This window comes from Pseudoalteromonas sp. DY56-GL79, assembly GCF_041414765.1.
Classification (GTDB): Bacteria; Pseudomonadota; Gammaproteobacteria; order Enterobacterales; family Alteromonadaceae; genus Pseudoalteromonas; species Pseudoalteromonas piscicida.
On record NZ_JANHZS010000002.1, the window covers coordinates 170,301 to 196,703 of the forward strand.

General features: G+C 42.7%; 24 protein-coding genes. 20 read left to right on the plus strand and 4 right to left on the minus strand.

The annotated features are described in order from the left end of the window. The first annotated feature begins 1 nt into the window (after nucleotide 1). Genes NO992_RS02155 through NO992_RS02175 form a run of 5 tightly spaced genes read left to right on the plus strand, consistent with a single transcriptional unit; the run spans nucleotide 2 to nucleotide 5,007 of the window. Entirely contained in the window at nucleotides 2-1,960 is a 1,959-nt protein-coding gene (locus tag NO992_RS02155) for a heme lyase CcmF/NrfE family subunit (protein ID WP_371373994.1), read from the plus strand. A gap of 1 nt (nucleotide 1,961) precedes the next feature. After that, nucleotides 1,962-2,534 (plus strand): redoxin family protein, encoded by a 573-nt coding sequence (locus NO992_RS02160; RefSeq protein WP_045961646.1) that lies wholly within the window; start codon nucleotides 1,962-1,964, stop codon nucleotides 2,532-2,534. After that, the gene (locus tag NO992_RS02165) at nucleotides 2,531-2,995 is read left to right on the plus strand and encodes a cytochrome c-type biogenesis protein (protein WP_010369077.1); all 465 of its coding nucleotides are present in this window, start codon (nucleotides 2,531-2,533) and stop codon (nucleotides 2,993-2,995) included. Before NO992_RS02160 ends, NO992_RS02165 begins: the two co-directional genes overlap by 4 nt. After that, nucleotides 2,992-4,275 carry a c-type cytochrome biogenesis protein CcmI gene (ccmI, locus tag NO992_RS02170; RefSeq protein WP_371373998.1) on the plus strand — a complete coding sequence of 428 codons (1,284 nt, stop codon included), beginning with the start codon at nucleotides 2,992-2,994 and terminating at the stop codon, nucleotides 4,273-4,275. Before NO992_RS02165 ends, ccmI begins: the two co-directional genes overlap by 4 nt. After that, nucleotides 4,276-5,007, plus strand: a complete 732-nt coding sequence (locus NO992_RS02175; protein ID WP_017218026.1) for a VacJ family lipoprotein — start codon at nucleotides 4,276-4,278, stop codon at nucleotides 5,005-5,007. Between the two features lie 46 nt (nucleotides 5,008-5,053). Here NO992_RS02175 and NO992_RS02180 read toward each other — a convergent pair whose 3' ends face one another. Both NO992_RS02180 and NO992_RS02185 read right to left on the minus strand, forming a co-directional pair. Next, nucleotides 5,054-7,072: a TonB-dependent copper receptor gene (locus NO992_RS02180; RefSeq protein WP_371374001.1), complete on the minus strand. Its 2,019-nt coding sequence runs from the start codon at nucleotides 7,070-7,072 to the stop codon at nucleotides 5,054-5,056. Between the two features lie 89 nt (nucleotides 7,073-7,161). Next, entirely contained in the window at nucleotides 7,162-8,382 is a 1,221-nt protein-coding gene (locus NO992_RS02185; protein WP_371374003.1) for an EAL and HDOD domain-containing protein, read from the minus strand. Nucleotides 8,383-8,700: 318 nt separating this feature from the next. On the opposite strand from NO992_RS02185, the gene putP reads away from it, so the two are divergent. Beyond that, nucleotides 8,701-10,182 (plus strand): sodium/proline symporter PutP, encoded by a 1,482-nt coding sequence (gene putP, locus NO992_RS02190; RefSeq protein ID WP_253107371.1) that lies wholly within the window; start codon nucleotides 8,701-8,703, stop codon nucleotides 10,180-10,182. A gap of 85 nt (nucleotides 10,183-10,267) precedes the next feature. Here putP and bcp read toward each other — a convergent pair whose 3' ends face one another. Both bcp and NO992_RS02200 read right to left on the minus strand, forming a co-directional pair. Then, nucleotides 10,268-10,741 (minus strand): thioredoxin-dependent thiol peroxidase, encoded by a 474-nt coding sequence (bcp, locus tag NO992_RS02195; protein WP_010369066.1) that lies wholly within the window; start codon nucleotides 10,739-10,741, stop codon nucleotides 10,268-10,270. 9 nt (nucleotides 10,742-10,750) lie between these two features. Further along, nucleotides 10,751-11,284 carry a glycine cleavage system protein R gene (locus NO992_RS02200; protein WP_010369065.1) on the minus strand — a complete coding sequence of 178 codons (534 nt, stop codon included), beginning with the start codon at nucleotides 11,282-11,284 and terminating at the stop codon, nucleotides 10,751-10,753. 332 nt (nucleotides 11,285-11,616) lie between these two features. On the opposite strand from NO992_RS02200, the gene bamC reads away from it, so the two are divergent. The 14 genes from bamC (at nucleotide 11,617) to NO992_RS02270 (ending at nucleotide 26,370) form a co-directional block, all read left to right on the plus strand. Beyond that, nucleotides 11,617-12,675 (plus strand): outer membrane protein assembly factor BamC, encoded by a 1,059-nt coding sequence (bamC, locus tag NO992_RS02205; RefSeq protein WP_371374008.1) that lies wholly within the window; start codon nucleotides 11,617-11,619, stop codon nucleotides 12,673-12,675. A 65-nt stretch (nucleotides 12,676-12,740) separates the two neighbouring features. Then, the gene (locus tag NO992_RS02210) at nucleotides 12,741-14,111 is read left to right on the plus strand and encodes a YjiH family protein (RefSeq protein ID WP_371374011.1); all 1,371 of its coding nucleotides are present in this window, start codon (nucleotides 12,741-12,743) and stop codon (nucleotides 14,109-14,111) included. A 578-nt stretch (nucleotides 14,112-14,689) separates the two neighbouring features. Further along, nucleotides 14,690-16,498 carry a hypothetical protein gene (locus tag NO992_RS02215; RefSeq protein ID WP_010369061.1) on the plus strand — a complete coding sequence of 603 codons (1,809 nt, stop codon included), beginning with the start codon at nucleotides 14,690-14,692 and terminating at the stop codon, nucleotides 16,496-16,498. A 30-nt stretch (nucleotides 16,499-16,528) separates the two neighbouring features. Further along, nucleotides 16,529-17,452, plus strand: a complete 924-nt coding sequence (locus NO992_RS02220) for a hypothetical protein (RefSeq protein WP_045989866.1) — start codon at nucleotides 16,529-16,531, stop codon at nucleotides 17,450-17,452. Nucleotides 17,453-17,478: 26 nt separating this feature from the next. Next, nucleotides 17,479-19,425: a hypothetical protein gene (locus NO992_RS02225; RefSeq protein ID WP_010369056.1), complete on the plus strand. Its 1,947-nt coding sequence runs from the start codon at nucleotides 17,479-17,481 to the stop codon at nucleotides 19,423-19,425. A 56-nt stretch (nucleotides 19,426-19,481) separates the two neighbouring features. Next, the gene (locus NO992_RS02230; RefSeq protein ID WP_223229695.1) at nucleotides 19,482-20,024 is read left to right on the plus strand and encodes a hypothetical protein; all 543 of its coding nucleotides are present in this window, start codon (nucleotides 19,482-19,484) and stop codon (nucleotides 20,022-20,024) included. 28 nt (nucleotides 20,025-20,052) lie between these two features. Next, nucleotides 20,053-22,443: a PKD domain-containing protein gene (locus tag NO992_RS02235; protein ID WP_371374015.1), complete on the plus strand. Its 2,391-nt coding sequence runs from the start codon at nucleotides 20,053-20,055 to the stop codon at nucleotides 22,441-22,443. Nucleotides 22,444-22,451: 8 nt separating this feature from the next. Then, entirely contained in the window at nucleotides 22,452-22,964 is a 513-nt protein-coding gene (locus NO992_RS02240; RefSeq protein ID WP_010369049.1) for a hypothetical protein, read from the plus strand. A gap of 33 nt (nucleotides 22,965-22,997) precedes the next feature. Further along, complete coding sequence (locus tag NO992_RS02245; protein WP_010369048.1) at nucleotides 22,998-23,654, plus strand: hypothetical protein; 657 nt, start codon at nucleotides 22,998-23,000, stop codon at nucleotides 23,652-23,654. Nucleotides 23,655-23,664: 10 nt separating this feature from the next. Continuing rightward, on the plus strand, nucleotides 23,665-24,258 hold the full coding sequence (locus NO992_RS02250; RefSeq protein ID WP_371374019.1) for a hypothetical protein: 594 nt from the start codon (nucleotides 23,665-23,667) through the stop codon (nucleotides 24,256-24,258). Nucleotides 24,259-24,275: 17 nt separating this feature from the next. Further along, complete coding sequence (locus NO992_RS02255; RefSeq protein ID WP_371374022.1) at nucleotides 24,276-24,794, plus strand: hypothetical protein; 519 nt, start codon at nucleotides 24,276-24,278, stop codon at nucleotides 24,792-24,794. Then, nucleotides 24,794-25,321: a hypothetical protein gene (locus NO992_RS02260; RefSeq protein ID WP_253107377.1), complete on the plus strand. Its 528-nt coding sequence runs from the start codon at nucleotides 24,794-24,796 to the stop codon at nucleotides 25,319-25,321. Before NO992_RS02255 ends, NO992_RS02260 begins: the two co-directional genes overlap by 1 nt. Nucleotides 25,322-25,333: 12 nt before the next feature. Beyond that, on the plus strand, nucleotides 25,334-25,855 hold the full coding sequence (locus NO992_RS02265; protein WP_010369040.1) for a hypothetical protein: 522 nt from the start codon (nucleotides 25,334-25,336) through the stop codon (nucleotides 25,853-25,855). After that, nucleotides 25,855-26,370 carry a hypothetical protein gene (locus NO992_RS02270; RefSeq protein ID WP_010369038.1) on the plus strand — a complete coding sequence of 172 codons (516 nt, stop codon included), beginning with the start codon at nucleotides 25,855-25,857 and terminating at the stop codon, nucleotides 26,368-26,370. The genes NO992_RS02265 and NO992_RS02270 overlap by 1 nt, the downstream gene beginning before the upstream one ends. The last annotated feature ends 33 nt before the right edge of the window (nucleotides 26,371-26,403 follow it).

The following is a 26,403-nucleotide window of genomic DNA, read 5'->3' on the forward strand; positions in this document are numbered from 1 at the left end:
GATGGTCCCAGAAATAGGTTACTTCGCTTTAGTTCTGGCGATGGCATTGAGCTTATTACTGTGTATTTTCCCATTGTGGGGTGCTTATACGGGTAATTTGAGGCTGATGAAAGCCGCTCCTTCACTGGCCGTTGGTCAGTGTATTCTTGTGGTGTTCTCATTTGTGGTACTGATCTACATCACATTAATGGATGACTTTACGGTTGCGTATGTGGCACATCATTCGAGCAGTACTTTGCCTTGGTATTATAAAATCACCTCAACGTGGGGTGGACATGAAGGCGCAATTTTACTGTGGTTAGTGATGCAATCCATGTGGACCATGCTGGTTGCAGTGATGTCAAAGTCGCTACCGTGGGTATTGCGAGCGCGTGTGTTAGGCGTACTTGGCTTTTTAGGTGTGGGCTTTATGCTCTATACCCTGTGGATGTCGAGCCCGTTTGAGCGTTTGCTTCCTTACTTCCCTGTTGAAGGGCGTGATTTAAATCCATTATTGCAAGACCCTGGAATGATCATTCACCCGCCACTCCTTTATATGGGTTATGTTGGCTTATCTGTGTCTTTCTCTTTTGCAATTGCTGCGCTTTTAACCGGTAAACTTGATAACACTTGGGCTAAATGGTCACGTCCTTGGACAATGGCCGCATGGGGCTTTCTTACTCTAGGCATTACTATTGGTAGTTGGTGGGCGTACTCAGAGCTAGGCTGGGGCGGTTGGTGGTTCTGGGATCCGGTGGAAAACGCTTCACTGATGCCTTGGCTTGTTGCAACCGCTTTATTGCATTCACTCGCAGTAACAGAAAAGCGTGGTGTGTTTAAGTCTTGGACAGTACTACTTGCTATCACCGCGTTTAGTTTATGTTTACTTGGTACCTTTATCGTTCGTTCTGGGATCATCGTTTCGGTGCATGCGTTTGCAACCGATCCAGACCGTGGTTTATATATCCTGTCATTCTTGGCTGTGGTTGTGGGTGGTAGCTTAGCGCTTTACGCACTGCGCGTAGCTCAAGTATATAGCGAAGGGCGTTATCAATTCATTTCGCGTGAAGTAGCGCTGTGGATCAACAATATCTTCTTAGTGGTTGCGACCTTGATTGTATTATTGGGTACGCTATTGCCTATGATCCATAAAGAGTTGGGCTTAGGCTCTATTTCTATTGGCGTACCTTTCTTTAACCAAATGTTTGCGATATTAATCGTGCCGTTCGCGATTTTGCTGGGTTTAGCACCTATGCTGCGCTGGAAACAAAATAAAATGCCGCCACTAGTGAAAAAATGGGCTGTATTGATTGCGGTGAGTTTAGTGCTCACGGCGACGTGGTTGTACTCGAGCTACGAAGTGGTGGCGCCACTTACGTTTGTTGCGACCGCTTTAGCTGTGTGGATAAGTGTGGCTACTGCTGCTGACTTATTTAATAAAGTGACTGTTCACCCAAGTGTTGCGATCGGCTTTAAAAAGCTAGGATTGAGCTATTGGGCAATGGTACTCGGGCACGTTGGTATTGCCTTTGTTATCGCGTCGGTGACGTTAACTTCAGCATACTCAGTTGAGCGCTCCGTGAGCATGAAACCCGGTGAAACGGCGATGCTAAACGAGTACGAATATCGCTTTGATGGGGTAAAAGAAATTCGAGGCCCGAACTACGGTGGTCATGCTGGCGTAGTGACGGTATTCAAAAATGGTAAAAAAGTCACCGAGCTGCATGCAGAAAAACGCCGTTATGATGTAGGGATGCAGTTTATGACCGAAGCCGCTATTGATGATGGTTTCTTCCGTGATTTATATCTAGCACTCGGCGAGCCGCTTTCTGCAGGCGCGTGGTCGCTTAGGATCTATCACAAACCATACGTACGCTGGATGTGGCTAGGTGGGCTACTTATCTCTTTTGCCGGCTTCATTGTGCTTGCGGATAAACGCTACCGCAGCCGCGTGAAAAAATCATCCCAAGTGGAGGCTTAACATGAACCGCAAGTTATTAGGTTTAGTGCCTTTTTTGATATTTATTTTCCTGTGTGTGTTTTTGTACCAAGGACTATTTGGTAATCCTAGAGAGATCCAGACCGGCCGTTTAGGACACACTATGCCTGAGTTTTCATTACCCGATCTAATGGATAGTGATAAAACCTGGACAGCCGACTCGCTTAAGGGTGAAGTCTACTTGATGAACGTATGGGGCACTTGGTGCCCAACGTGTATCGCTGAGCTGGGTTATTTAACTGAGCTTAGAGAGCGTGGCGTGAAAATAATAGGTCTGTATTACGAGCAGGCTTATGACCCTGATTTTGGCGACCAGTTTGATATCAATGCTCTAAGACAAGATGTCAATAACATGTTGAGTCGTGCTGGTAACCCATACCAATTTAACATTCTTGATTTGGAGCGTACATTAGCACTGGATCTAGGTGTTTCAGGCGCGCCAGAGACTTTTTTGGTAGATAAGCAAGGTAAGATTTTGTTGCATCATACTGGCGACATCAATGAACGTGTGTGGCGTACTAAATTTGCAGCAATCTATCAGGAGCTAACACAATGAAATATGTAATTGTTTTGCTTTTAATGATGATTGCCGCAGCGGCGCAAGCAACGGAAGACAAATATAACTTTGCTACAGCTGAACGTGAGCAAACTTTCCGAGAGCTGACTCATGAGCTACGCTGCCCGAAATGCCAGAACCAAAACATTGCCGATTCAGATGCTGTCGTAGCCAAAGATCTACGTGACAAAGTTATCGCTTTGGTTAATGAAGGTCAGTCTAAGCAAGAGGTCATTGATTATATGATCGACCGCTATGGCTATTTCGTTCATTATCAACCACCGGTTACGCCTGCAACGATTGTACTTTGGGTACTGCCAGTGGCAATCATTATTTTAGGCTTCGGCTTTATCGTATTTCGTCAAAAGCGCGCTGCGAAAAAGCAAGATTGGAATGCAGCGGACGAACAAAAGCTGACAGAGCTCATTAATCAATATCAACGTCAGGAGCGTGAGCAGTGAGCGAATTCTCGACAGATTTAACCCAAATGTGGTTTTTGTTTCTTCTGCTGGGCGTATTTGCCGGTCTCTTTGTGGTTTTTCCGTTTATTAAAAAGGAAAAGCGCATCACGGTTGATCACGATGCGAATGCTGAGCGTATCGATATTTTCCATCAACGTTTGGAGGAATTAAAAGAAGAGCTTGCTAATCAGCGTATTGAAAAAGACAGTTATAGTGAATCCGTGGTTGAACTCAAGCGTCGCTTATTGAATGAGTTATCGCCTGAACAATCATTGACGAGTCGCGGAGACAACCGTGTGTTGGCGCTGACGGGTATTGCATTTATGGTGCTGGTCACTGGTGTCTTTTATTACTACACAGGTAGCCACAGGCAAATAGCGAGCTGGCATGAAGCCGTTGAAAAGTTACCTGAGTATGGTGAGCGTGCAGTAATGCAATCTGGAGAGCCGCTTAATGCCAACGAGCTACAAGCATTTGCGCTGGGGCTAAGAACTAAACTAGCAACAGCTGGCGATGATGCAGTTGCATGGATGTTACTTGGTCGTGTTGCAATGTCACTTAGTGACTTTGAGATGGCGATGCAGGCATTTGATAAAGCACTCGTGATGCAACCTAATAACAATAATGTTCTGGTGAATTATAGCCAAGCATTATTGATAGAGGGCTCAGAGCCAAGTATGAATCGCGCGGCAAAAATGTTGTCAAAAGTGCTCAAGAATGATCCAACGAATATTGATGCGATAAGCTTGCTGGCGTTAATTGCCTATGAACGTCAAGATTGGAAAGAGTCAAAAGCCGCCTTTGAAGTCTTGTTGTCACAATTAACCAAAGATGATCCGCGTTATGAGATGATTGCAGGGCGCATTGCTGAAATCGAACAAAAGTTGGGTCAACAAAAAGACGAACCAGTGGCTGTAAAAGCTGGTATTGTCGCTACTGTAACCATTTCAGCTGAGTTACAGAATAACATTCCAAAGGACAGCACCTTGTTCGTTTTTGCAAAAGCAGCTGAAGGTCCTGCCATGCCATTGGCGGTGGCCAAAATTACAAACTTTAACTTGCCAATGACGGTAAACCTAGATGATAGTATGGCAATGATGCCTGAATTAACCTTGTCGAAATTTTCTCAAGTTACGGTCACCGCACGTATTTCTAATGATGGTTCAGTAATGCCTTCAGATGGAGAACTTGAGGGTGTTTCAAGCGTAATTGAACTTCAACAAGGCGAAAATCAGCTCAATGTCGAGATTAGTCGTGTCTTAACAAATACAGGGAAATAAATGCTTAAAGCCGTGCTCACAGGCTTACTTGCGTTGACCATTGTCGGTTGTGCGCAAGTACCCGAAGAGAAAAAGGATCCACGAGATCCATTTCAATCACTTAACCGCCCACTCTATGACTTTAACATGGATGTGTTGGATGCCTATATTTTGCGTCCTGTTGCTAAAGGATATGTCGCGGTGACTCCCGCTCCTGTACGCAGTAGTGTCGTCAATTTCACCACCAACATCGCCGCACCGACCGATGCAGTAAACGCGGCATTGCAGGGTAAGCCTGATCATATGGCAATCAATGTTGCTCGCTTTTTAGTTAATTCTACGGTCGGTATTTTTGGCTTGTTTGATGTTGCGAAAACACTTGGTCTTGAGCTTAAAGACGAAGACTTTGGCCAAACCTTGGGTGTGTGGGGGGTTGGCGATGGTGCGTACATTATGATCCCTGGTATGGGACCGACGACCGCGAGAAACTTAACGGGTGATGTAGTCGATAACTTTGTGTTGCCAGAAATCGCACTCACAACGCCTCAGACGGTATTAGTGTTTGCGCTGCGTGCGGTTGAAGCAAGAGCGGCTTTGATGTCACAAGAAAAGCTGCTAAATGAGTCGCTTGATCCATACACTTTCTTGAAAGATGTCTATTATCAACGCCAGTTGTACGAGCTATTCGATGGCAATCCGCCAATGGAAGAAGAGCCGGATGATTTTGATGAGAACTTTTTAGAGAACTTGTAAAAACAAGGTCGGCAATCGCCGACCTTTTGGCTATCTTAGTATACGGTTAGAAGCGCCAGTTGAGATTTGCCCAGAGCGTCCGTCCCGGCTCATTGACTCGATCAATTTGGTCAAAGCCACTTACCGCGGCGCCTGAACGACTTAAATGTTCGGCATAGGTTTTATCGAGTACATTATCTACGCCAGCACTGAGCTGTAATGCATTGCTATATTGATAATTGGTATTGAGTGAAAGTGTGCCAAAGCCTGCCGTTGCAGTGATGTCCTGCCCTGCAATATTCCCTTGTCCAATCGCCACTCTATGCTGATGTTGTACTAATCTTACCAATCCGCCTAGTTGCCACTTATCGCTTAGTTGGTAATTGCTCGCAATACGCAGTTGCAGAGGCGGTTGCTGAGCTAATGCGAGATTGTCGGTAAGGTTATTACCCTTTACGTAGTTGATACTACTGGTGAGTTGCAGCGCTTTGCTCGCTTGCCACATTACTTCACCCTCAAAACCGAAGGTTTCCGCGTCAATATTTCTGGTCACTTTTGACATCATATTCATCTTTTCAAACATATTGTCGATTAATAAATAGTCGTCAATTTGGTTATAGAACACTGAGAAGTTGACGTTAATGTCTTTGAACTGCTTTACCAATCCAGCATCTAATTGCACGGTTTTTTCAGTATCGACATTAAAGGCAGAAATAGACGTTTCACTTCCTCGGCTACCACCGACTACTTCCCAGTAATCGGGAAAACGCTCTGTAACGCCGAAACCGACAAAATAGCTACTGTTTTCAGATTGTGCTTGATAGCGGCTAAATCCGCTGAATAACGTATCGTCTCTTGTTTGTAGGGCGGTTGGGTTTGGTTTCATCGACATCATTGCGCTTATCATGGTGCGATGATCTTCATTTTGCCAATCATCAATGCGCAATCCGCTAACCCATTGGCTAGTTTGACTCAATTGATATTCGAACTCGGCAAATACACCGAGCTGTCTAAATTCAGCATCTATTTGGCGTGGCATCGTTTCTACCGGATTGTTGAATTGATCTCGGCTGACTCGATTGCGGTGCTCATTTGCTTGATAATCGACACCGTAAATAAAAGTATGTTGGGTATTGATTTCTGAAGTCAACGTAAGCTTTGCGCCATAAGTTTTACGGTCTGGGTTGGAAGAGGTTGGGGTTTTCATCATCATGTTAGAGACAAAAGGACGTAAGCTATGATTGTCCATGATGTGGTCAACGTAGTTATAGTATGCGTTGAATGTTAACTCTTCAATCAGAGATGAAAGGGAAGATAATTTGATATTCAGGCCAATATTTTCTCGGTCGAAGAGGCTGCCATCCATCATGCGGTCGGCATAGGCAACTTCACCATCGCTTACCCCGTAAGTGATAGAGTAAAAAGCGTCATCGCTTGGGGTATAGGCAAACTCTGTGTCAATATTCCAGCGCTCATACGCTGAGTGAACTTTGGTGCCATTACCATCTTCATAATCATCTGCATCACTGTAATTTGCTGCTATCCGAGCGTATCCGCGTTCATTACCAGCCTTGATATCGCTGTTAACACTGTGGCGGCCTTGGCTCGAAAGCACCGCATTGGTAAAGCCAATCACTTCAGATTTAGCTAGGCGTTCATTTTCACGTTCAAACACCACAGTCGCAGCACTGTTGCCTGGACCATACAACACAGTTTGTGGGCCTTTGATGACTTTTAAGGTGTCGTAGGATTGTGGCGTAATATATGCCGTAGGCGGGTCCATGCGGCTACCGCAACCACCAAGCGTTTGACCATTATTGGCGATAATGGCAATTCTAGAGCCTGCCATGCCACGAAACACAGGGTCAGCACTTGCGCCGCCTTTTTTAATGAGTGAGAATCCCGCAATTGAAGAGAGTAAATCCGCGCCATCTTGTGCTGGTAGTGGTTGGCGTACTGCTTTGGTATCCGTTGTTAGCGTAATTGGTGTTTGCATCGGTGCAATAACAACAATTTTTTCAATTTCATCAGCATGGGTGATGGGAGATAAGGAAACAATAGCAAGAGAGAGTAGGGTGCGTTTCATAAGTTCACTTTGAAGTTGTTTTAGTGCACTTATTTTATCGCTATCAGGTGCTTAGCGGGATGCGACAGATTGTCGCATCCTTTGACAGGTTACTCTATCGCTTTTATTTGAGTGTCACTCCAAACTTGCGACTTTTGATATAGTTCGGCGATATTTTGGCTGGTTACGCCAAGAGATTTTGACATGGTGTCAACGCTATCCCAGTCACCCTTTTCCATCGATTCCGCAAGATCTAGATAAATACCAAAAGCACTCGGTTTCTTCAGTAAGGTTGATTTAATTTCTTGAGATAAGGGTAATTTCGTCAATAAGCTTGCCATATCGTCATCGAGAATGGCGTCCATCAGTGACATCATGCCAACCAAAAATGTGCTCCCAGTATCGGAGATCTTATTGGCCTTGGTTGCTATTGCTTCCATAAAATGTGCGCGCAATAAAGAGAGTGAAAGTAGCTCTTTGGGCTTTTCAGTATTAAGCTGTGAAGCAAATAATAATGAGATCAGACGCTTAAGCTCTTCACTACCGAGTACGACCAAGGCTTGTTTAATCGTTGATATTTCTGCTCGGCGTTTAAATACAGCACTATTTGCATAACGAAGAAGTTTGTAGCTTAGGTTTACATCACGCTCAAAGACCTGTGTGATCCTAGCAAGATCGGGCTCAACGCTTGAAGTCTCATAAAGCAATTCAGCCATGGCTAATTCCGAAGGAGCCAACGCTTTGGTTTTGACCATTTCGGGTTTGGCAAAAAAGAAGCCTTGAAAATATTTGAATCCAAGCGACTTGGCGAGCTCAAACTGTTCGTAGGTTTCTACTTTTTCTGCCACTAAATCAATGTTTGGGAAATCCTGTATCGCGGCTTTAATGGCATGGATTTGCTCTAGGTTAGTTGCCAACAAATCGACTTTTATCTGGTCAATATAGGGAAAAAAATGGCGCCACACATTTTGGTGATGGTAATCGTCAAGTGCAAGCGTATAGCCTTGCTCTTTAAGCTCTTTTACACACGCTAAGAGTCGTTTCCCCGGTTGTACCGTTTCTAATATTTCTACGACGACTTGTTCAGGCGCCAACATTTGCACATAGCCTTTTGCCAGCGTCTCTAGAGTGAAGTTAATGTAAGCAGGGCGTTGATTTGTGAGGTCATCAAGACCAAAGGTAAACTGGCTGCCTTCAACCAAGCGACTTGTTGCTTCATCACCGTCAATTTCGGGAAATACATTATTTAGGCCATCACGAAATAAAAGTTCGTAGCCAATCAATTCCCTTTGGACATCAAAAATTGGCTGACGAGCCGCGTAAAAGTACATAGATACTACCGTCCAAACAAAATGCTATTGGCTTTAATATAAGGTAAAAGTGCGAACAGGTCACGCTGGGAAATTGAGTTTATAGAATATGGGTAAATACAGAACATAGGGCGAATGATAATTAACCAATTGAATTAGGTACGAATAAAATACTGTTTTGATCAATGGTCGCAGGTGGTTGGGTGTATGGTTTGTGCATGTTATAGTGGGTTCTTTATGTTTTTGGCTTTTATTCAAAGTGAGTTAGAAATCGAATAATTAAGTGATAGAAAAAGCTCACATTTGGAGAAGAGCCCAACTAACAATTAGGAGGCTAATTTGGAGATAGGTACGATAATCTCTCTCGCACTGTATTTTATTGCGATGTTGGGAATTGGGTTATACGCATATAAAAAGTCGACCAGTGATGTGTCAGGCTACATGTTGGGCGGTCGTAGCTTACCACCAAGTGTAGCGGCGCTTTCAGCGGGCGCATCCGACATGAGTGGTTGGATCTTAATGGGCCTGCCGGGCGCTATGTTCCTGTATGGTTTTAGCAGTACATGGATTGCAATAGGTCTTGTGATTGGTGCTTGGCTTAACTATTTATTGGTTGCACCACGCCTGCGTGTTTACACAGAGTATGCAAATGACGCGATAACCATTCCTGACTATTTTGCAAATCGTTTTGAAGATAAAGGAAACGCGTTAAGAATAGTTTCAGCGTTGGTGATCATTGTTTTCTTCACCTTATACACCTCCTCTGGTGTGGTTGCGGGTGGTAAGCTGTTTGAAAGTTCATTTGGTATGAGCTATGAGAGTGGTTTATACATCACCACCGGCGTTGTTGTGCTTTATACTTTATTTGGCGGCTTTTTAGCGGTGAGCCTGACCGACTTTGTGCAAGGTTGTATTATGTTTATCGCTTTGATTTTAGTGCCTTTAGTTACCTTCTCACTGCTCGATAATCCGCTATCTCAAACACTAAATGAGTTAAACCCAACGATGTTAACGTGGGTTGGCTCGGCCGGTGCAATAGGTATTATCTCGGCAATGTCTTGGGGTCTTGGCTACTTTGGTCAACCTCATATTATCGTGCGCTTTATGTCTGTTCGAAGTGTGAAAGACATGCCGACAGCGCGTCGTATAGGGATGAGCTGGATGATAGTTGCAGCTCTCGGTGCTGTGGGCACAGGTTTGTTTGGTGCAGCTTACGCACATGAACATGGGATTGTTGTGGATGATGCCGAGACCATTTTCTTGATTTTATCTCAGCTATTGTTCCACCCGTTGATTGCAGGTTTTTTACTGGCAGCTATTCTTGCCGCAATTATGAGTACTATTTCTTCGCAATTGTTAGTGAGTTCAAGTTCGTTAACTGAAGACTTTTATAAGATATTTTTGAATAAGAATGCTTCGGATAAAGAACTGGTGCTTGTTGGTCGTACTAGTGTACTAGTTGTAGCGCTTGCTGCCATTTATCTTGCGTACGACAGAGATAGCTCGATTCTAGATCTTGTAAGTAATGCTTGGGCTGGTTTTGGTGCCGCATTTGGCCCACTGGTGCTGATAAGCTTATTCTGGTCTCGCATGAACTTTGCTGGCGCGCTTGCTGGTATGGTATCTGGCGCGGTGACTGTGTTGGTATGGATCTATGGTCCGTTTACTTATAATGGTGAGCCGCTTAGCGCGACATTATATGAAATTGTTCCTGGATTCATTGTTGCGACAATCGCTATCTTTGCTGTCAGCTTACTGACCAAGGAGCCAAGTAAAGAGATTACGACGCTATTTGATAAAGTAGAAAAAGCGCTTGATTAAAGGCGGTTGAAGTGAATAAAAAACGGAGCATTCGGCTCCGTTTTTTATTTCTTAAATATACGTAAATACGGTTTAAGGAGTCACTTTAAGCTTGCTCTTTTAAGTGGTTAATCACGACTTCATGGTGATCTTTGGTTTTAAACTTATTGAACACGTGCTTGATGGTACCGTCTTGACCGACTAAGAAAGATAGGCGATGAATACCATCATATTCTTTGCCCATAAACTTCTTTAGTCCCCACACACCAAACTCATCGGCTACCGCGTGGTCTTCATCCGAAAGTAAGTCAAAGTTGAGTTCTTTTTTGTTTTCAAAGTTCTTTAACTTTTTCACAGGATCTGGACTAATGCCAACGGCTACGGTGTTTAATTCAGCCAGTTCAGCTTTGTGGTCGCGTAGATTTTCGGCCTGAACCGTACAGCCCGGGGTCAATGCTTTAGGATAAAAATAGACTAAAACTTGGTGAGACTTTAATAAAGTAGCAAGTTCAACGGTCTCGTCGTTTTGGTTTTGCAGTGAAAATAGTGGCGCTTGATCACCAACTTTTAAAGTATTCATAGTAAATCCTTAGCGAATGCGTCTAAATATATAGTCTACGTTTAAGGAGTGAGAAAGATCTTCGAACTGAACTTTAAAGTTATCAATATCCACATCCACTGGAATATTAAACTCAAGCTCGCAGCGCATATGTAGCTCGTCTTCTTGCTCAAAGGTATCTGACTTCAGTGAACAAATATTCACTCCTTGTGCTGCAAAATAGCGCGTTACTTTGCTTAGTGTACCGGGAGTATCTAGTCCTTCATATTCCAAAGTATAACCTGCACTGTATTCGCCTTGCTGATGGCTCGACGTGCGTTTCATCATGGTTAAGAGACCGAGTTCCATCCCTTTTGCTGGTAAGGTATGTTCTACACGACTAATAGACGCCATGTCACCGGCGAGTAACATAATAAAGGTAAATTCATTTCCCAATATTGCGATACGACTGTCGATAATATTACAGTTGCAGTCACTCACAAGCTGGGTCAATTCGCCAACAATACCAGATCTGTCTTCTCCTATTGCGGTTAAGACAAGTTGATGGTTTGCATGCATGGTCATTTTGGAACCTCTGATTTCACGTAATGCGCTCAAGGTTAATAGTTAACGCGAAATACTACCATATCTGAGTTTTAGCGCTAGCGCGTTGTAATAAAAAATAGAATTAGGGTTGCGTGGCATGGTTGCTTGTTTTTCTAATGTATGACAAGTAACATAAGGCAAAATTTTGGCTATGGGATGTGTGTTCCCAGCATAGTACTTGGAATACTTGATACCATAGCGTTATCAATTCAAAGATTGTCAATTTTTGGCAACTTTGTGTGAACCAATTCGGCAATCCTAAATCATAACTTTGATTCGAATAATAATAGGGTTTGCTAAGGAGTAAATGAGTGCAGTATTGGATCCCAAAATCACTGGTTCTTGGAATTGCCGTGAGTCTAAGCGGCTGTAGTATTTTCACAAATGATGCACATCATGAAAGAAATTATCGTGCAAATGCACCGGTGAAAGCCCCTGAGGGCTTAGCTCAGCCTTATCGAGACCCTGAATTTGCAATGCCAGTCGGCCAATATGAAAATACAGCTGAACCGGTAAGTTACCGTGCACCGCAACAGGTACTAACAGTTGCGCAAGGCAGTTGGGTAGAGCAGGGCGAAGAAGCTGCAAGGATCTTTTTTGATAAGAATGACGGTATAGAAGATTTACCGGCATTTATTTGGCGTGCTGTGGATGGCGTTGTGGCGATGCACAATGCCGGACTTGAAAGCGATAACAAGGCGCAAGGCTCGGTAACCACAACCTGGTATTCACTGATCAAGCCAAAAGACGGCTGGTTTTGGGAAGAAGCAACAGAGCCATCTAAGCAAAAGTTTAAGTTTACTGTCGAGCAAAAAGAACATCAGCGTACGGCGTCAATTCGAGCGGAATTAGTAGATTATCAAGGCGATGGTGAGTTAACTGCGCTTCAGAAAAATCACCTCGAAGTTCGGGCACTGAACGAAGTCGTTTCAGAATTTGACTATCAATATCGTCTACTGCAAGTTGAAATGCGTAAGCGTCAGGGTGTACTGGCACTTGAACTTGGGTTTGACAAGAATGGTGATTCCGCGCTTCTGACTGAAAAAGGTCAAGAAGCGGTGCTTGATCGCTTCTCAAACTTCCTAGAACGAAGTAACTTCACGGTTGTCCGTGTCGATAGAGAAAAGCAGGAAGTTTTGGTCCGTTACGAAGCGCCTGAAAGCAGCGTTTGGGATTCTATTTGGGGTGAAGAAGCGGTTGTGTTGCCAATTGAAAATGGTGATTACACGATAAAGATCGCTCAAGCGCAGGATACGCGTACTTCAATTACCTGGAAGGATAGCGAAGGTAACGTACTTGATGCAAACACCATGAATAACCTGCATCAAGCCTTGATCACTTTGCTTAGGCAAAAAGGTCTAACAATCTAATAAATATAATAATTTAAAAACGAAAAGAGCTTCGGCTCTTTTCTTTGTTTTTGTGGAAGTAAAAAATGACAGAGAGCACTATAACACCACGCTCCACCTTACAAACGTGGTTTGCGTTTATCGTACCGTCATTGATTGGTATCTTTTTATTTATGACGCCAGTGGCGGTGGGGGAAGCAATGACTATCCCAATTGCTGTTATGGCGAAGTGGTTACAAGCGCAAGTCGCTCCTTTTATTAAAGACATGATTGTCGCAATAGTATGTATTACCGGGATCATGAGTTTGGTGATAAAGCTCCTAAGACCCCAAGCGCTATTAAAAATAACCATAATAAAGCACTTATTTGACGTTAGCTGGGTTTGGTTGATAACCCGACTAATTGGCATGGTGTTTATTGTGCTTACCTTCAATGGTGTTGGTCCAGAAGCGATCCATTCAGAAAACACAGGAGCATTAGTGCTAAATGACTTGTTACCTGTACTCTTTTCTGTCTTTATTCTTGCTGGCTTGTTACTGCCATTACTACTTAACTTTGGTCTACTTGAGATGGTTGGCACGCTCTTGACCAAAGTGATGCGCCCGCTATTCGGTGTGCCAGGTCGTAGCGCGGTAAACTGTGTTGCTTCTTGGCTTGGCGACGGCAGCGTAGGTATCTTGATGACTGCTCGACAATATGAGGATAAACACTATACACAACGAGAAGCGGCTATCATCGGCACCACATTCTCTGCGGTTTCCATTACTTTCTGTTTAGTTGTGATTGGTCAAGTTAAACTCGAACACCTGTTTGCTCCTTTTTACCTCACCGTATGTGCGGCTGGCTTTGTTGCAGCAATCATAGTGCCGCGCTTACCACCGCTAAGGTTTAAAAAGGATATCTATGTAGATGGTAGCGATCACAACCAGGATTCAGAAGCGGTGCCAGAAGGAAAAGGCCTATTAGGTCATTCTTTGGATATTGCACTTGCTAAGGCAAAAACGGCACCAGGGCTTAAAGGAACATTAGAAGAAGGCCTGCACAATGCCTTAGATATGGTATTTGCTGTACTTCCCGTGGTTATGGCAGTTGGTACTTTTGCCCTGATCATCGCAGAATACACCCCTGTATTTCAATATTTAGGCACACCTTTCGTTCCTTACCTCGAGCTACTCAATGTGGCAGAAGCCGAAAAAGCAGCACAGACAATCGTTGTCGGCTTTGCTGATATGTTTATTCCGTCAATCCTTGCTGCAGGTTCTATTGAAAGTGATACTACCAGGTTTATCGTTGCCGCAATGAGTGTTACCCAGTTAATTTACATGTCTGAAGTTGGGGCATTACTGCTTGGTAGCAAAATCCCAGTGAATTTGTGGGAGCTATTCCTAATCTTTATTTTAAGAACACTTATTACCTTGCCTGTTATCGTCTTTATGGCGAAATGGTTAGTCGGCTAAAATAAAAAACCCCCTACTATGCGAGGGGGTTTTATTTGAATAGCTAAACTTTTAGCTAATTCTTCTAAAGAGAATATTTTCCTTATCACTACTCCGCTTCATCAAAGTAACTTCAAAGTCATTCCCTCGTCTGTAAATCTAACAGGCCCTATTGACAGGTTTAGCACATTACCGATTCTATTAGAGACTTTGCTCAAGTATGGTAAATCAATAGCCTATTGTAACCGTATAGCTAGCCGAAAGTATAACAGCCTAGATCATTCTCCAAGCAAGCTCCGATTCGTTCCAAAGCTTCTTAAGTAGCATGTGTGGATAAACCCCGTTACCTTTAAGAACTTAAACCCTATAAAATTAACCTTGTTAACTATTTATTTTTGTTTTTTACGGGATGTTCAGCTGTGGCTTAGGGTGGGTTATAACTACTTGATTATAATAATTTGTTTTTTCCTGCTTTGTTTCTTTTTGTTTTTATTTTGGGTTTTATTGTTTATTAAATGTAACTTTTTGGGTTTACATGCGGGGCTTGCAACGCTAGTATGTTCCTGCTTAAGGAAAACATAGCTTAAGGAAGCTGATTTATGTACGAAGTAAAAGGATTCGGCGTATTACGTTTTGCCGCATTTTTTTTCATAGCTAGTAAAAGTTATGCATCGGGAACTGAAAACTCATGTCAAGTATCAGTACAAGTTAGAGATTTTATGCCTCGTACTTGTTATTCCGAGTATTCTGAATCTAGTTGTAATGATATTTGCGTTGCCGCAGAACCTTCTATGGAACCATCGTGTTTTAGGAAGATAGAGCTGCCTTGTGGGATAAAGCAAGAGCTTAAAGCATCGGCATTAGGGTACCAAAACAGAAATGGTCATGAATGGTTTCATGTCACCGACTTAATGAATCATACCGCCTTGATTGAGCAATATTATGTATTGCAGCAATCGCTTTACGGTGAACTATATAAAGATTTTGTTAACCCTGCAGATGTTGCAGGATTTAGTCCTGCAAGTGATAGCCTTCGAAAAGTTAATTTTAGACTGAATACTATTAGCTCAACTCGAAGCGTTGCAGCGGGTTTGTCACATGCTGCGCTCTACAGAAGATATGAGTATGGCTTGCTACTCGAAGAAAAGTTAAATGCGCATTTAGCGAAAGTGAATGCAAATATCAATCAATTTGACTTAATGAGTGCTTTTGAGAAAGAAAATCTAAAGGTGGAGATAAATCAACTGGTTGATAGCCAGACCCGGCTTTGGAAAATTCTCAAAAAATATGATGCAAGTACAATTTTATCAAGCAGGGTGCGAATTATTAATCGCAGACTTACTGCATTGAATGATTCACTAATCCTCATTCCATTTGTTCAACAACAAGCATTTATCAACAAGACTCAGGTATTAAATGCCTATTTTGATGTCAGCTTCAGACAATGCGAGACAACGACTTGCTTTAACGCACTTGATGCTAGCGCCGTGGTTATTGATACCGATTATGACAAAAAACTAACGTATTTTGAGTTATATTTGGAGCAGTTAAACAATGAAGCCTCTTTGCTGAGCAATGCTTATTCGAGTGATTATCACCCTGTTGATCCTGCTTTTGTTCGAATGCCGACTTTCGCAGGGTTTGTAACTGAGCACTATCAGGATATGCGAGCGCAGGGCACAGAACTCTCTTTGAAAAAGCTAGCGACTGCGATTAATGTTGCTTATTTAGCTAAAAATGTTGATGGCCGAAGACTGTCTCAAAAACTTGCACAGACGGCTGATAGTACGATTGATGGCTTCAGTTCAATAGCGCCATTTAATGAGCAGCACACATTGTTGTGTAAAGAGTACACACGAATAAACCCGCAACTAAGCCAGTTTCAGCAAGAGAGTTTCACTCTTGGTCATGAAGCTAATGAGCTAATTGCTACATTGATTGATTTTGGTTTAGACAGTGAACAGCTCGCTCGATTAGAGTGGATCATTACACGATTAAATGTCTTGGCGGCTCAATCAATTCAAATTGCGAACCTCAATATCACCGAAGTTGATAGGTATCAATCGGTAGTATGGAAGTTGGACCAAGCAGACAATTTCTTCACAAATAATGGCAACATCGAAATAGAATACTTGGAATACGATGGACTTTATTGGACACCAAATATGTTGCCATCAATCCCAGAGATAATGCCATCCATAGTCAATATCTCCACGCCTGAAAGTACGTTATTCCCCACCGGCAGCGCATCGGCAGGTTCGATGAATGTACTTCAAATGTTAATAAAGCAAAATCCCTTTAGTGCCTGTTCTGAGAACAATAATGAACTACAGCTCATTATAAAAGCGGAATCACCAAATGGTCAGGTTAAGCGGCACATTCTCAGAGCTACTCTAGAGCAACTCTAAGAAACGATAACTACACAGAAGGAAAATCTGATGAGCAAATATTTGCTTGCTGGACTGCTATTGTCTGGCGGAATGAGTGTGCACGCAAATGCCACGGAACAAACTATATTCGATGCCAATACCATGTGTACGGCAAAGCAAACAACGGAAGGAACAAGATACTTCCCGCCTTGTGCTTATTCGCCAACACAAGTGTATGCAGAGCAAGAATTAAGCTATTCAAGCCCAAGTATAGTAAGAAATGGATTATTCAAAACTGCGATAGAGTACACCTTTCAATGTGAGTCTATTCGACCGCTATCACTTCGGTATAGTGTTGAGTCAGATGGTGTTGCGAGTATCTCTAACCGGATTTCTGGCGCTGCTTCAAGTGAATTGAATACGATCCCATTAACTCATGGATTTTCAAATTCATATATCAGCTTTGAAGCGATGAGTGGTATCACGGGGTTTCAAGCTATCAAGCCTGGTTGTAAGCTCGTTGTTAGCAAAGTCGTAACTTATCCGGAACCCACTTATTTTAATCAAGTTGCTTCAAGCTTAAGTTCTTGGAACAGTACCTTGAGCACAATGATCAATATCTCTACACCATCTACAGGGTATTTAACTTTGCTCAATAGCATTGATAATACCTTAGATACTCTGGAGTTTGTGCTATTTGAGGTTGAAGACCCAATCACGATTGAACAACTTAATTCCGATATATCTCAACTACGCGCGTCAAAACAAATCCTCGAACAAAATTGTCGAGCAGGCACATCTGCTCAGCTATGCACGGCTGAACTTGCCAATATTCGCAGCTATGCAAATAGCAGTATTTTGCTAAACGAAATGAAAGCACAAGATTTATATCGTTACATCAATAGTCAAGTCAATTGGCTTGCAGATAAGTCGATTGGTCGTGATTACAGCATGCTAAGTCTAGTTAAGAACAAGCTAGCAAGGATTCAATGATTTTTATAACCCGTAAGGAAAATGGTATGTACTTAAAAAAGTCTGTTACATCAGTTTTAGCTGTGCTACTTAGTAGTTCAGTAGCATATGCTATGCCAGATGCAACAAAAGGAAACCCTCTTGATTCACTTGGTATTCCAACGCCAGCCGGTGTTGGTGACATCACAGTTGACCACGAGAACCCAAAAACACTACATGTTGGCCCAGCAAGCAGCAAAGTTATTATTGGCGATTATGCGGAGCTTGGTTCGTCGGGACCTCAGTGTTCTGATTATAGCAAGATAAAAGCTGACGCTTACCGTCAGAAATCAACACCAGCACAACAAGAGCAAGCTTATCGTAACAGAGAGTTTGTCAGTAACTGGTATCAGTTTACTTATGCATTGCCGCGCTCATCGGTTGAAACTATAAGAAAGATCAGCGATAGCCGCGCTGAAATGGACGAATTAGCGTTTCAAAATGCGGGTACTATTGAGCGATTTAAAGCAGTAGATGCAAAGTGGAAAGGTATTGCCATTGAGCTTGGTGCTTTAGAAGATGAGTTTGATACGCTAGATAAGGCGCAAGCTACTGAGACAAATACCTGTATCGTCTCTTACTCTACTAACCCTACGATGCTGAGTCAGTGCATAGTGGGTGTTATCACCAAATATCAAGCACCAAAGGCTGCCGTAACTGCAGAAATTGACCGAGTGAAACAAGATAGAGCGGCAATTCGTGATGAATACTACGAAGCAAAGGGCCTTTATGACGCGTATGAAGATAAAATCACACGCTTAGATAGTTCGCTTGATTTTCAAACTCGATTACTCGCAGCGCAAAGTGCAATCGTGAAATCAGCTTGGGAAGTACAAACTGATGTCGTTGAAACGAGTGGTGCCAAGATCACGGGTCTTGCTAGTGCGGGCTACAACCTTTGGGAAAATGAACGCGACTTATTAGCAAGCACACTTTACCAAGCAGGGCATGGTGACTATAGCGTCAAACAGCTGGATGTATTTAACGTGCGGTTAAACTCAGGTGTGACTCAGGCCAACCCAACCGTTGAGGCGAATAACTCTCCGCTGTTCTATAAGAATGTTTGGACTTTCCCTGCCAATACTTTGGTAAACAAAGATGTATTGCGTGATTGGGCAATGCCATTTGAGCGAGAGTTGGAAGGCGACACAATTCACTTCGACACGATGGATGCTCATTCTTTTGCATCTGGTGGTATTAACTTCTTTGTAACCCGTGACGCTCGTTGTGGTGAATACTCTGAACAAATCGAAGAAGAGTATACGGGTAATGAAAATGGGGTTTCTGCATCTTGGAGTGTAAAGCGTAAGCTTTATGAACCACAACCAAACCGTAGTGTATTCGTTGCAAACCTAGGCTTAGCCTACAACTACTACGCATTCCCTGGCGAAATCAAAGGTGAGTGTTCGATTGATGTCGACCGCATGAATAGCTACTGGAGAAATGCGGGTAAATCTAAGGGATGGAGCTGGTTCAGAAGCAAGACTCGTTCATGGGATCACATTCGTGAGGAAGCAAGAGAAGAGCTTGGCATGGAATGTTCGCTAGATCTGAAACCACAATCAAATGATCCGGCATTAGCTGCAGAGATTGCTGCTAACTTAGAAGCTGAGATGTACAACGACATGTGGACAATGTTCCTGTCTGTTTACGCTGAGTCTTACGACGTAGTTTCTGATGAGCCTGTTGTTGATGACGCAGGTAAAAGCCAAGTTGGCGCGCAACTTGGTGACGGTATCACTAAGTTCTGTAAATCGGCAGTCTGTGGTTTTGCGAATGTTGTGTTGAGAACATTAGACACTATTGGTGGCTCTAAAGCACAAGGTACTACTTCGCATGTATCAACCAATTACGGAAAAATCTGGAAACGATTTAATAAACGTACTTGGACTGTTAAGGAAGGCAGCGCATTAGTTACAGCAAAAGTTTGTGTAGATAAAGCAAGCTGTAGTTAATAAAAAATGTGGGAGAGGGTTCCACTTCTCCCACAAGTTTAAAAGGAGTACCTAAAGTGAAAGTGAAACTAATTTTGACAGGTGGGTTAATCAGCGCTGCACTCATCGGTGCTGCTGTTCATTTTAAATTACAAGACACGCCTATTGAAACCCTCAAGGTAAGCGTACCAAAACGCGCAGATAGTCCAGCAAAGGAGCTGGAACACAAAGACATTACCGCGAACGGTAAGTCAGAAGAAACAAAAATAGAAGCAGTAAAACAAGTAGAGCCAACGCTGAGTGCTCAACAACTACTAGAAGTTGATATGAGTAAGGAAGAGGAATATTACAGCTTTTTACTCGAAAACTTTCCCGAATTAAAGCAAGAAATTAGTGAGTATCGCCAGAGTGTTGGTGAGCAAAGAGAAAAAGTGCTGGGTTACAAAGAGAAAATTGCCAACCGCAATCAACAAATCTCTCAGTATGGTAGTACTTCGGCTTCATTAGATAGCATGCTCAAAGCAGAACGAGATGAGTTACTCCTGAGTGCAAACGTACTGGGGAAAAAAGCGCAAGAGCTCAATGAGTCGATTAGATTAGCCGCTGCAAGATATAACTAAAAGTTGTAGTTATAAAAGGAATTACATTTTGAATTTTAAAAAAGTTTACATCGCTGTTGTAACAGCAAACCTACTCGCTTGTGGTGGAAGCGATGCCGCCACTATCAATGCAGTCGAAGCTGGGCAAATGACAGACATCACGCAACCTCAAGCGTATTTACATGCTTCAGCTGAAAATTTGTTTTTATATCAGAATATTACGCTTGATGCTTCCTCAAGTACCGACACGCAAAGTGAGTTAACTTTTTCTTGGCATATCGCAGATAGCCAAGGTGGCATAGTTGAGAGGGTAGAAGCGGTCGATTCTGTTATCCAATATCGTCCTACCACCGCTGGCAATTTTAGTGGCGTGGTCACAGTCACTGATAGTGCTGGTAATAGCGATACTGCAAAAGTTGATTTTGTGGTGAGTGAAGAGTCAGTGATTGCTTTGGACTTGGGCCCTGATTTTGATTCTAAGAAAGGGAACAGTATTACGCTGAGCGCCAGAGAATCAGTTTCACAAGCAGGAGTCATTGAACATGCCGTATGGTCAATTACGGCTGCACCACAAAACTCGACTGCAAACCAAGCTAGTCCCTTATCTGAACTGGAAAGCACCTTTATTTTTGATGAAGTTGGTCATTATGAGATAGGGGTACAGGTGACGGATGAAGATAACAATATTGTGACTGATACTGTGTCCGTTAAAGTTTCTGACCGAATGCAAAATGCAGCACCACAAGCCGACATTTTTGGTCTACGTACGCAAGTAAAACCTAACGAGATGCTGTTGCTAGATGGGTCAAATAGTTATGACCCTGATGTTACCGACTTATTGATATATTCATGGAAAATAATCGAAAAGCCTAGTGGAAGCTTTGTTCGACTGAGTTCACCGTTCGATGAGCAAGTAGCTGTCAGCGCGACAAAAGTTGGTGACTATACTGTCCAACTGAATGTTAAAGATCTTGGCGGCCTATCCAGCGACGCGTTATATCACTTTACGGTGAGTAATGCTGATCAACCACCAATTGCTATGTTGGGTGCTGATATTTCAGCGACTCAAGGAGAGGTGGTTAATTTGTCCTGCGATGCATGTATTGATCCTGAACAAGCAGAGCTTAGTGGGCAGTGGAAACTGACGATTAGACCTTCTGGGAGTTCTGCAAATATTATTGGTAAAGAGCAGCTACTCGGAGCAACATTAACGCCTGATTTAGCGGGAATATACGGTATCAAGGCGTTAGTATCAGATGGCGTATCGCAATCTTGGTCGAATACACAACTTATCAATGTCAGCTCAAGCGGTGAGAGTAAACCTTCAGCGTTTATTGCTCCAATCTCAGACATTACCTTGGGTGAAAGTATCGTACTCGACGGTTCACAAAGTCGTGATCCAGAAGGGATGCCTTTGTCCTATATTTGGCGCATCGCCAAACAGCCTGGCTCTGATACTTTGCCAGCGCTGCAAGACGCTAAAATAGAGTTTACGCCTTCTGCTTTAGGTAGTTATCAAATTGAACTGAAGACTTTTGATGGTGCTCTATATTCAGAGGCGACATCGGTGACGTTTAATGTAACGGATAACCAATCGCCGATTATTCAAATTAAAGAACCATTAGAGACGGAAGTTCAAGTTGGCCAGTTGGTCAGCATTGATGCTTCACAAAGTTATGACCCAGAAGGACAAGCACTAAGTTACAGTTGGAAGCTGATAGGTCCAAACAATGACGTATTGACCGGTAATGAAAACACTAGCCTATTTTCGTTTACACCTGATTTGGCTGGGGTTTACAGAGTTGAGTTGGTCGTTAATGACACAGACGGTGCGAGTGCTAATCGCAACTTCGAATTTACCGTATTAGATTCTCCACAGCTAATCTATGGTTCAGTTAAAGGTCGACTAGTCAATAGCCAGTTACGAGGCATAGCCGATGTTAATTTAGCTATCAACGGTATGTCCGTCGTAACGGACAATCTCGGCGGGTTTTCTACCAGCGTACAGTTGGCTCGTGGTGAGAGAGTGATAATAAAAACGGCCGACGATAAAGTAATCAATGCCACTTATCAATCAGTATCACAACTCAACGATGGTTTCCAAATTTCGCTGGGTGAGGCATTTGTGCCGGTGATGCAACCTGTAAGACAGCATGTTTGGAGCTGTTTCGGTTATCAAGGTCAGAGCCAAATTAATATTAAATATGAGCTGGTTGATAGCTTTCCTGCAAGCAGCCCTTTTGTATTTGACTACAACAAAACGATAAGCGTACCGCTGAACAAGAGGCAAGAAATGTCTTTTCCCGCAACAGCTACTTACCGCATCACGCCTGCTGAAAGCGACACTTACTATGTGAGTTCCACGACTAATCGCCTTGAGGTAACGCTACTTGAAGGCTACCAGCAACCGATAGTTTATAACATTTGCAATTACAAATAAGGAAAATAATGAAATATCTATTTGCTCTTTTACTTGCGTCTTCGTCAGTGGTGCATGCTGCCGAGCCCATCTTAGTTTGGGGAACTAAGTACAGCTATAACAAAAGCGACTTTGAACCAGAAACGGTGGTTAACGGTAATATTTATACGTATACGTCAAATATAGAAATGTTGCTTGATGAATATGACGACTTTATCGGTGATTACCCTGTACTTACTTTTGATTTGAGCGCTGAAATTATGGCCGATGCAGTGCCATACCCGATACCACTTTCGTTAGTTGCTAGTTGCCAAAACGACTCTGGATATTCAGAGGCACTTGGCTTTAGTCAAAGCATTTTAATTGAAAAGTATAATTTCGTGCTGCCTGCAAGAATGAATGTTTTTAATCGTGTAAAAACAAATGGTGCCTGTAAGCAGCTTCGAATCGACATTGTCCCGCATACCGGCGAACTTATTGATTTGGACGCGATAATAAAATCTATCCGCTTCGATGCACTCATCTTATCTGATGCACAGTAATTCTAATAACTAAAGGAATAATAAGGAAAACACATGTTTAAAAAATCTTATCTTTGCGCTTCAATTGGCATAGTAATGTCTATGGGCGTATCAGCAAGCCAGATCGAAGAAACAAACGACGGGGTCGTTGGTGCGGATCTCCAATCAGGTTTAATCAATACTCCTGCGCGCCCGATTGATAGCGGCTGCTGTGATTATAGATATCCGTCACGACCTTGCCTTGAGCCTTTGTCTGATCAAAAAGTATTAACTGAAGCAGAGGTTGCTGAGAGCTTTAATCTACTGTCTGCTGAGCCTATTTATGTCGGCGGCGCTCGCTATCAATTAACCAAAAGTGACATGAAACCGATATATTCGTTTGAACCTATATATGGTCCGTGTCCTGGTAACCCGCCAGAATATATTAGAGTGCTTAAAGGGTATGAAGTTGAGCTACCGGTTGATGGTGATTTTGGTCAAGATCTGATTTATGAGGTAACAGGCAGAGCCAGTACCTCTGTGTCTATGTCAGTAAGTTGTGGAACGGGGAGTTCGGCGTTTACATTAAGCGATAGTGGAACAAAACTGATTATTTCAAAACGTCTAAATACGGGTGGAACATGCAGCAAAATGCACATCAAGGCAAAAGCAGCTAGAGGTGCATTGACTAGCCTAGATCTCACTGTTGCTGTTTATACTCCACTTCAATAAGGATATTATAATGAAAAATAAAATTCTATTTGCTTCTTTGTGCACAGTATTGTCTTCATCTGTGATGGCATCTGGCATTGCCCCCCCTGATATACGACTATGTCCTAGGTCAGTTGGTGCAGTAGAACCATTGACTCCTGCTCCGCTCTATACAAAACAAGATATGTTAGATGTTGCCGCGAATATTACTCCACATGGCGTTTATATTGGTGGACAGCGCTACAGCTTTGATATTCAAGATTTTGCACCTGTTTATGATGTGTATTACGACAGAATATTCAACCAAGAAATGCAATATATCAGTTCATATAAGGCGCAATTTATTGTTGATGGCGATTTCGGGCAGTTACTGAATTTTGATATATCAGGTAGTTTGAGTGAGAAAGGTAATATTACGGTTTCATGTGGTGATTTCCGTGCGTCAGCATCCGGAACACGTAGTATACAAGTGAATAAGCAGCAGCGTACAGGCGGAAGCTGTGACATTATGACAATCACAGTCTCGGCAGATAGAGAACCTTGTCGTATTTCGGACGCACCGCCAGCAAGCGCTGAAATGGATTCGATGAACTTTACCGTTATCATTTCAGAAAACCTCGACTGAGCACTAAGGAAAAGAACATGATAAAAATAAAGAAGTGGCCACTATGGCTACTTGCTTTACCTTTGGCGGCTGCAGCGAATACAGAAAGCTCAGCTACTGCGGTAATTATTGATGATGGTATAAAGCAGCTGCAAATTGCAGATTTTACACCAGTCACATCGAGTTGGGCTGGCAGAAATGTGATTACTGGCTATGAAGCCTTATTGGATGTAGATAACAGTAGCGGCGCCGATAGTTTGTTATTTAATGCAACAGCTGAACTCTCTGCCACTTGGTTTGCTGCAAATTTCATTGCGGATATTAAGATCACTTGTAGTGGTATACCTGTGGGTTATGACCTTGCCCAAGGTTATCGAGCACATCGCTATTCTATTCCCGGTCAGGTACAGATATCTGAGTTAAGAAAAGGAGTAAGTGACTGCAAGCAAATTAAAATTAACATCTCTAAGCGAGGGTCACTCAGTCGTCAATTTTTCACTCAGATAGAAAGTATAGATTTTGATTTGAGTATTGAAAGTATCAAAGGAGCAAAGTGATGACCTCTAAGTCAATTATAATTGCGGCGATGCTATTTTCAGGTGTGTCTGCCAATGCTCAAGCTAACTCAGTACCTTTTAGTGATGCAGAGATGACGGTAAGCGACAAGGGATACACGTTGTCCATTGCGCCGCTACAATTTGAGGGTAATCGACACTTATCTATTGAACTTGAAGTAAGTGGAGTTAAAACGATAAGTCGTCAAAGTATCTCTGTGTGCACCTATCTGCAAGCTGATGTGTGTACAGGTGCAACTCGTGAGGTGAACCATACTGAGGCCGAATTTGAGGCGCAGGTTGCACTGCGTTGCGATGACAACGTTTTGTTTGACATCACAAGCCACGACAGTGAATTTACCAACGAAAATGTGGTTGCAGACATCGCAAATATTCGCGTTGAGCAGTCTGTTTTTAGAGAAAATCTGTCAAGCTGTGAGTCTTTAACACTCAATGTGAATTTAGCTAAAGGCGACCGTGTTAGCACTGTACTTGGAAGCTATACAGTGTCTGATTCAACCTCAAACTAAGGAAAGGTGTATATGATGGTTAGAAAATTGCTTTCTGGCGTTGCTTTTTGCTGCATTAGTGCAATTACTAATGCAAACCCAGTACATGTTGGTGGTGTTATATACCAATTGGACTTCTCTGACTTTACGCCCATCACTAAACCATATGGTAGTACTACAGCAGTGGTAGGCTATGAGAAAGAGCTGTTTGTTGAGGGCGATTATGGTCAGTCTCTGCTCTATGAAGTTGATGGCGAGATTAAGACCAAATGGTTTGCCGGCAATATGCTTGCTTCAATGTTTGTCAGTTGCAGTGATGCAACCAATGATCCTAGTTCTGAGCAAATAATTGGGGCGACTTTTGCCTTTGGAGTGAGGTATGACCAAGTATCCTATACCGCAAAGCCAAGAGTCAGTGAGATCCGTAATACAGCGGGTCAGTGTAAAAAGATGAAAATCCGAATTAATAAAGAGGGTAATTTAAGCCGTCAGTTTTACACGATTTATACCGATATGAAGCTGCGAGTTAAAGTCATCGAAGTGGTAGGTGGCTAATGAGCAAGTTATATTGTTCACTTGTATTATTTGGCAGTATCGCGGTGAGCACTCACTGTGTTGCACTACCAACTGTTATTACTGGTGAAACCATTAATTTGACTAAATCCGACTTTGCCGTTATCAAAGAGCGATATAGTGTTAAAGATGGCGAACCCCAGTATGCTGAAACTGGATATGAGTTTCCCTTTGAGACACTCATTATCGGCCAAAACAGTATATTGGACTTTAACCTCAGCGGTTCAGTATATAGTGCGTGGTATTCGTCTAACTTTGCAATGGACTTTCAGTTGTATTGTGAAAATACCTTAGTTGCTGAAGATAGGGCGTTTGGTGTTCGATATCAGCAGGTTAGCTATTCGGCGACGCCATATATCAATACTAGATCAATAGCGGTACCAGATGGTTGTGGATCTGGGAAGTTGGTCTTAACAAAGGTTGGGAATTTATCGCGTGCTTTTTATACACGTATACAAGATATCAACCTTAATTTGACTATCAACAAACCATACTAGCGCTACGTTTATTTAGTGGTAGTCAAAGACAAC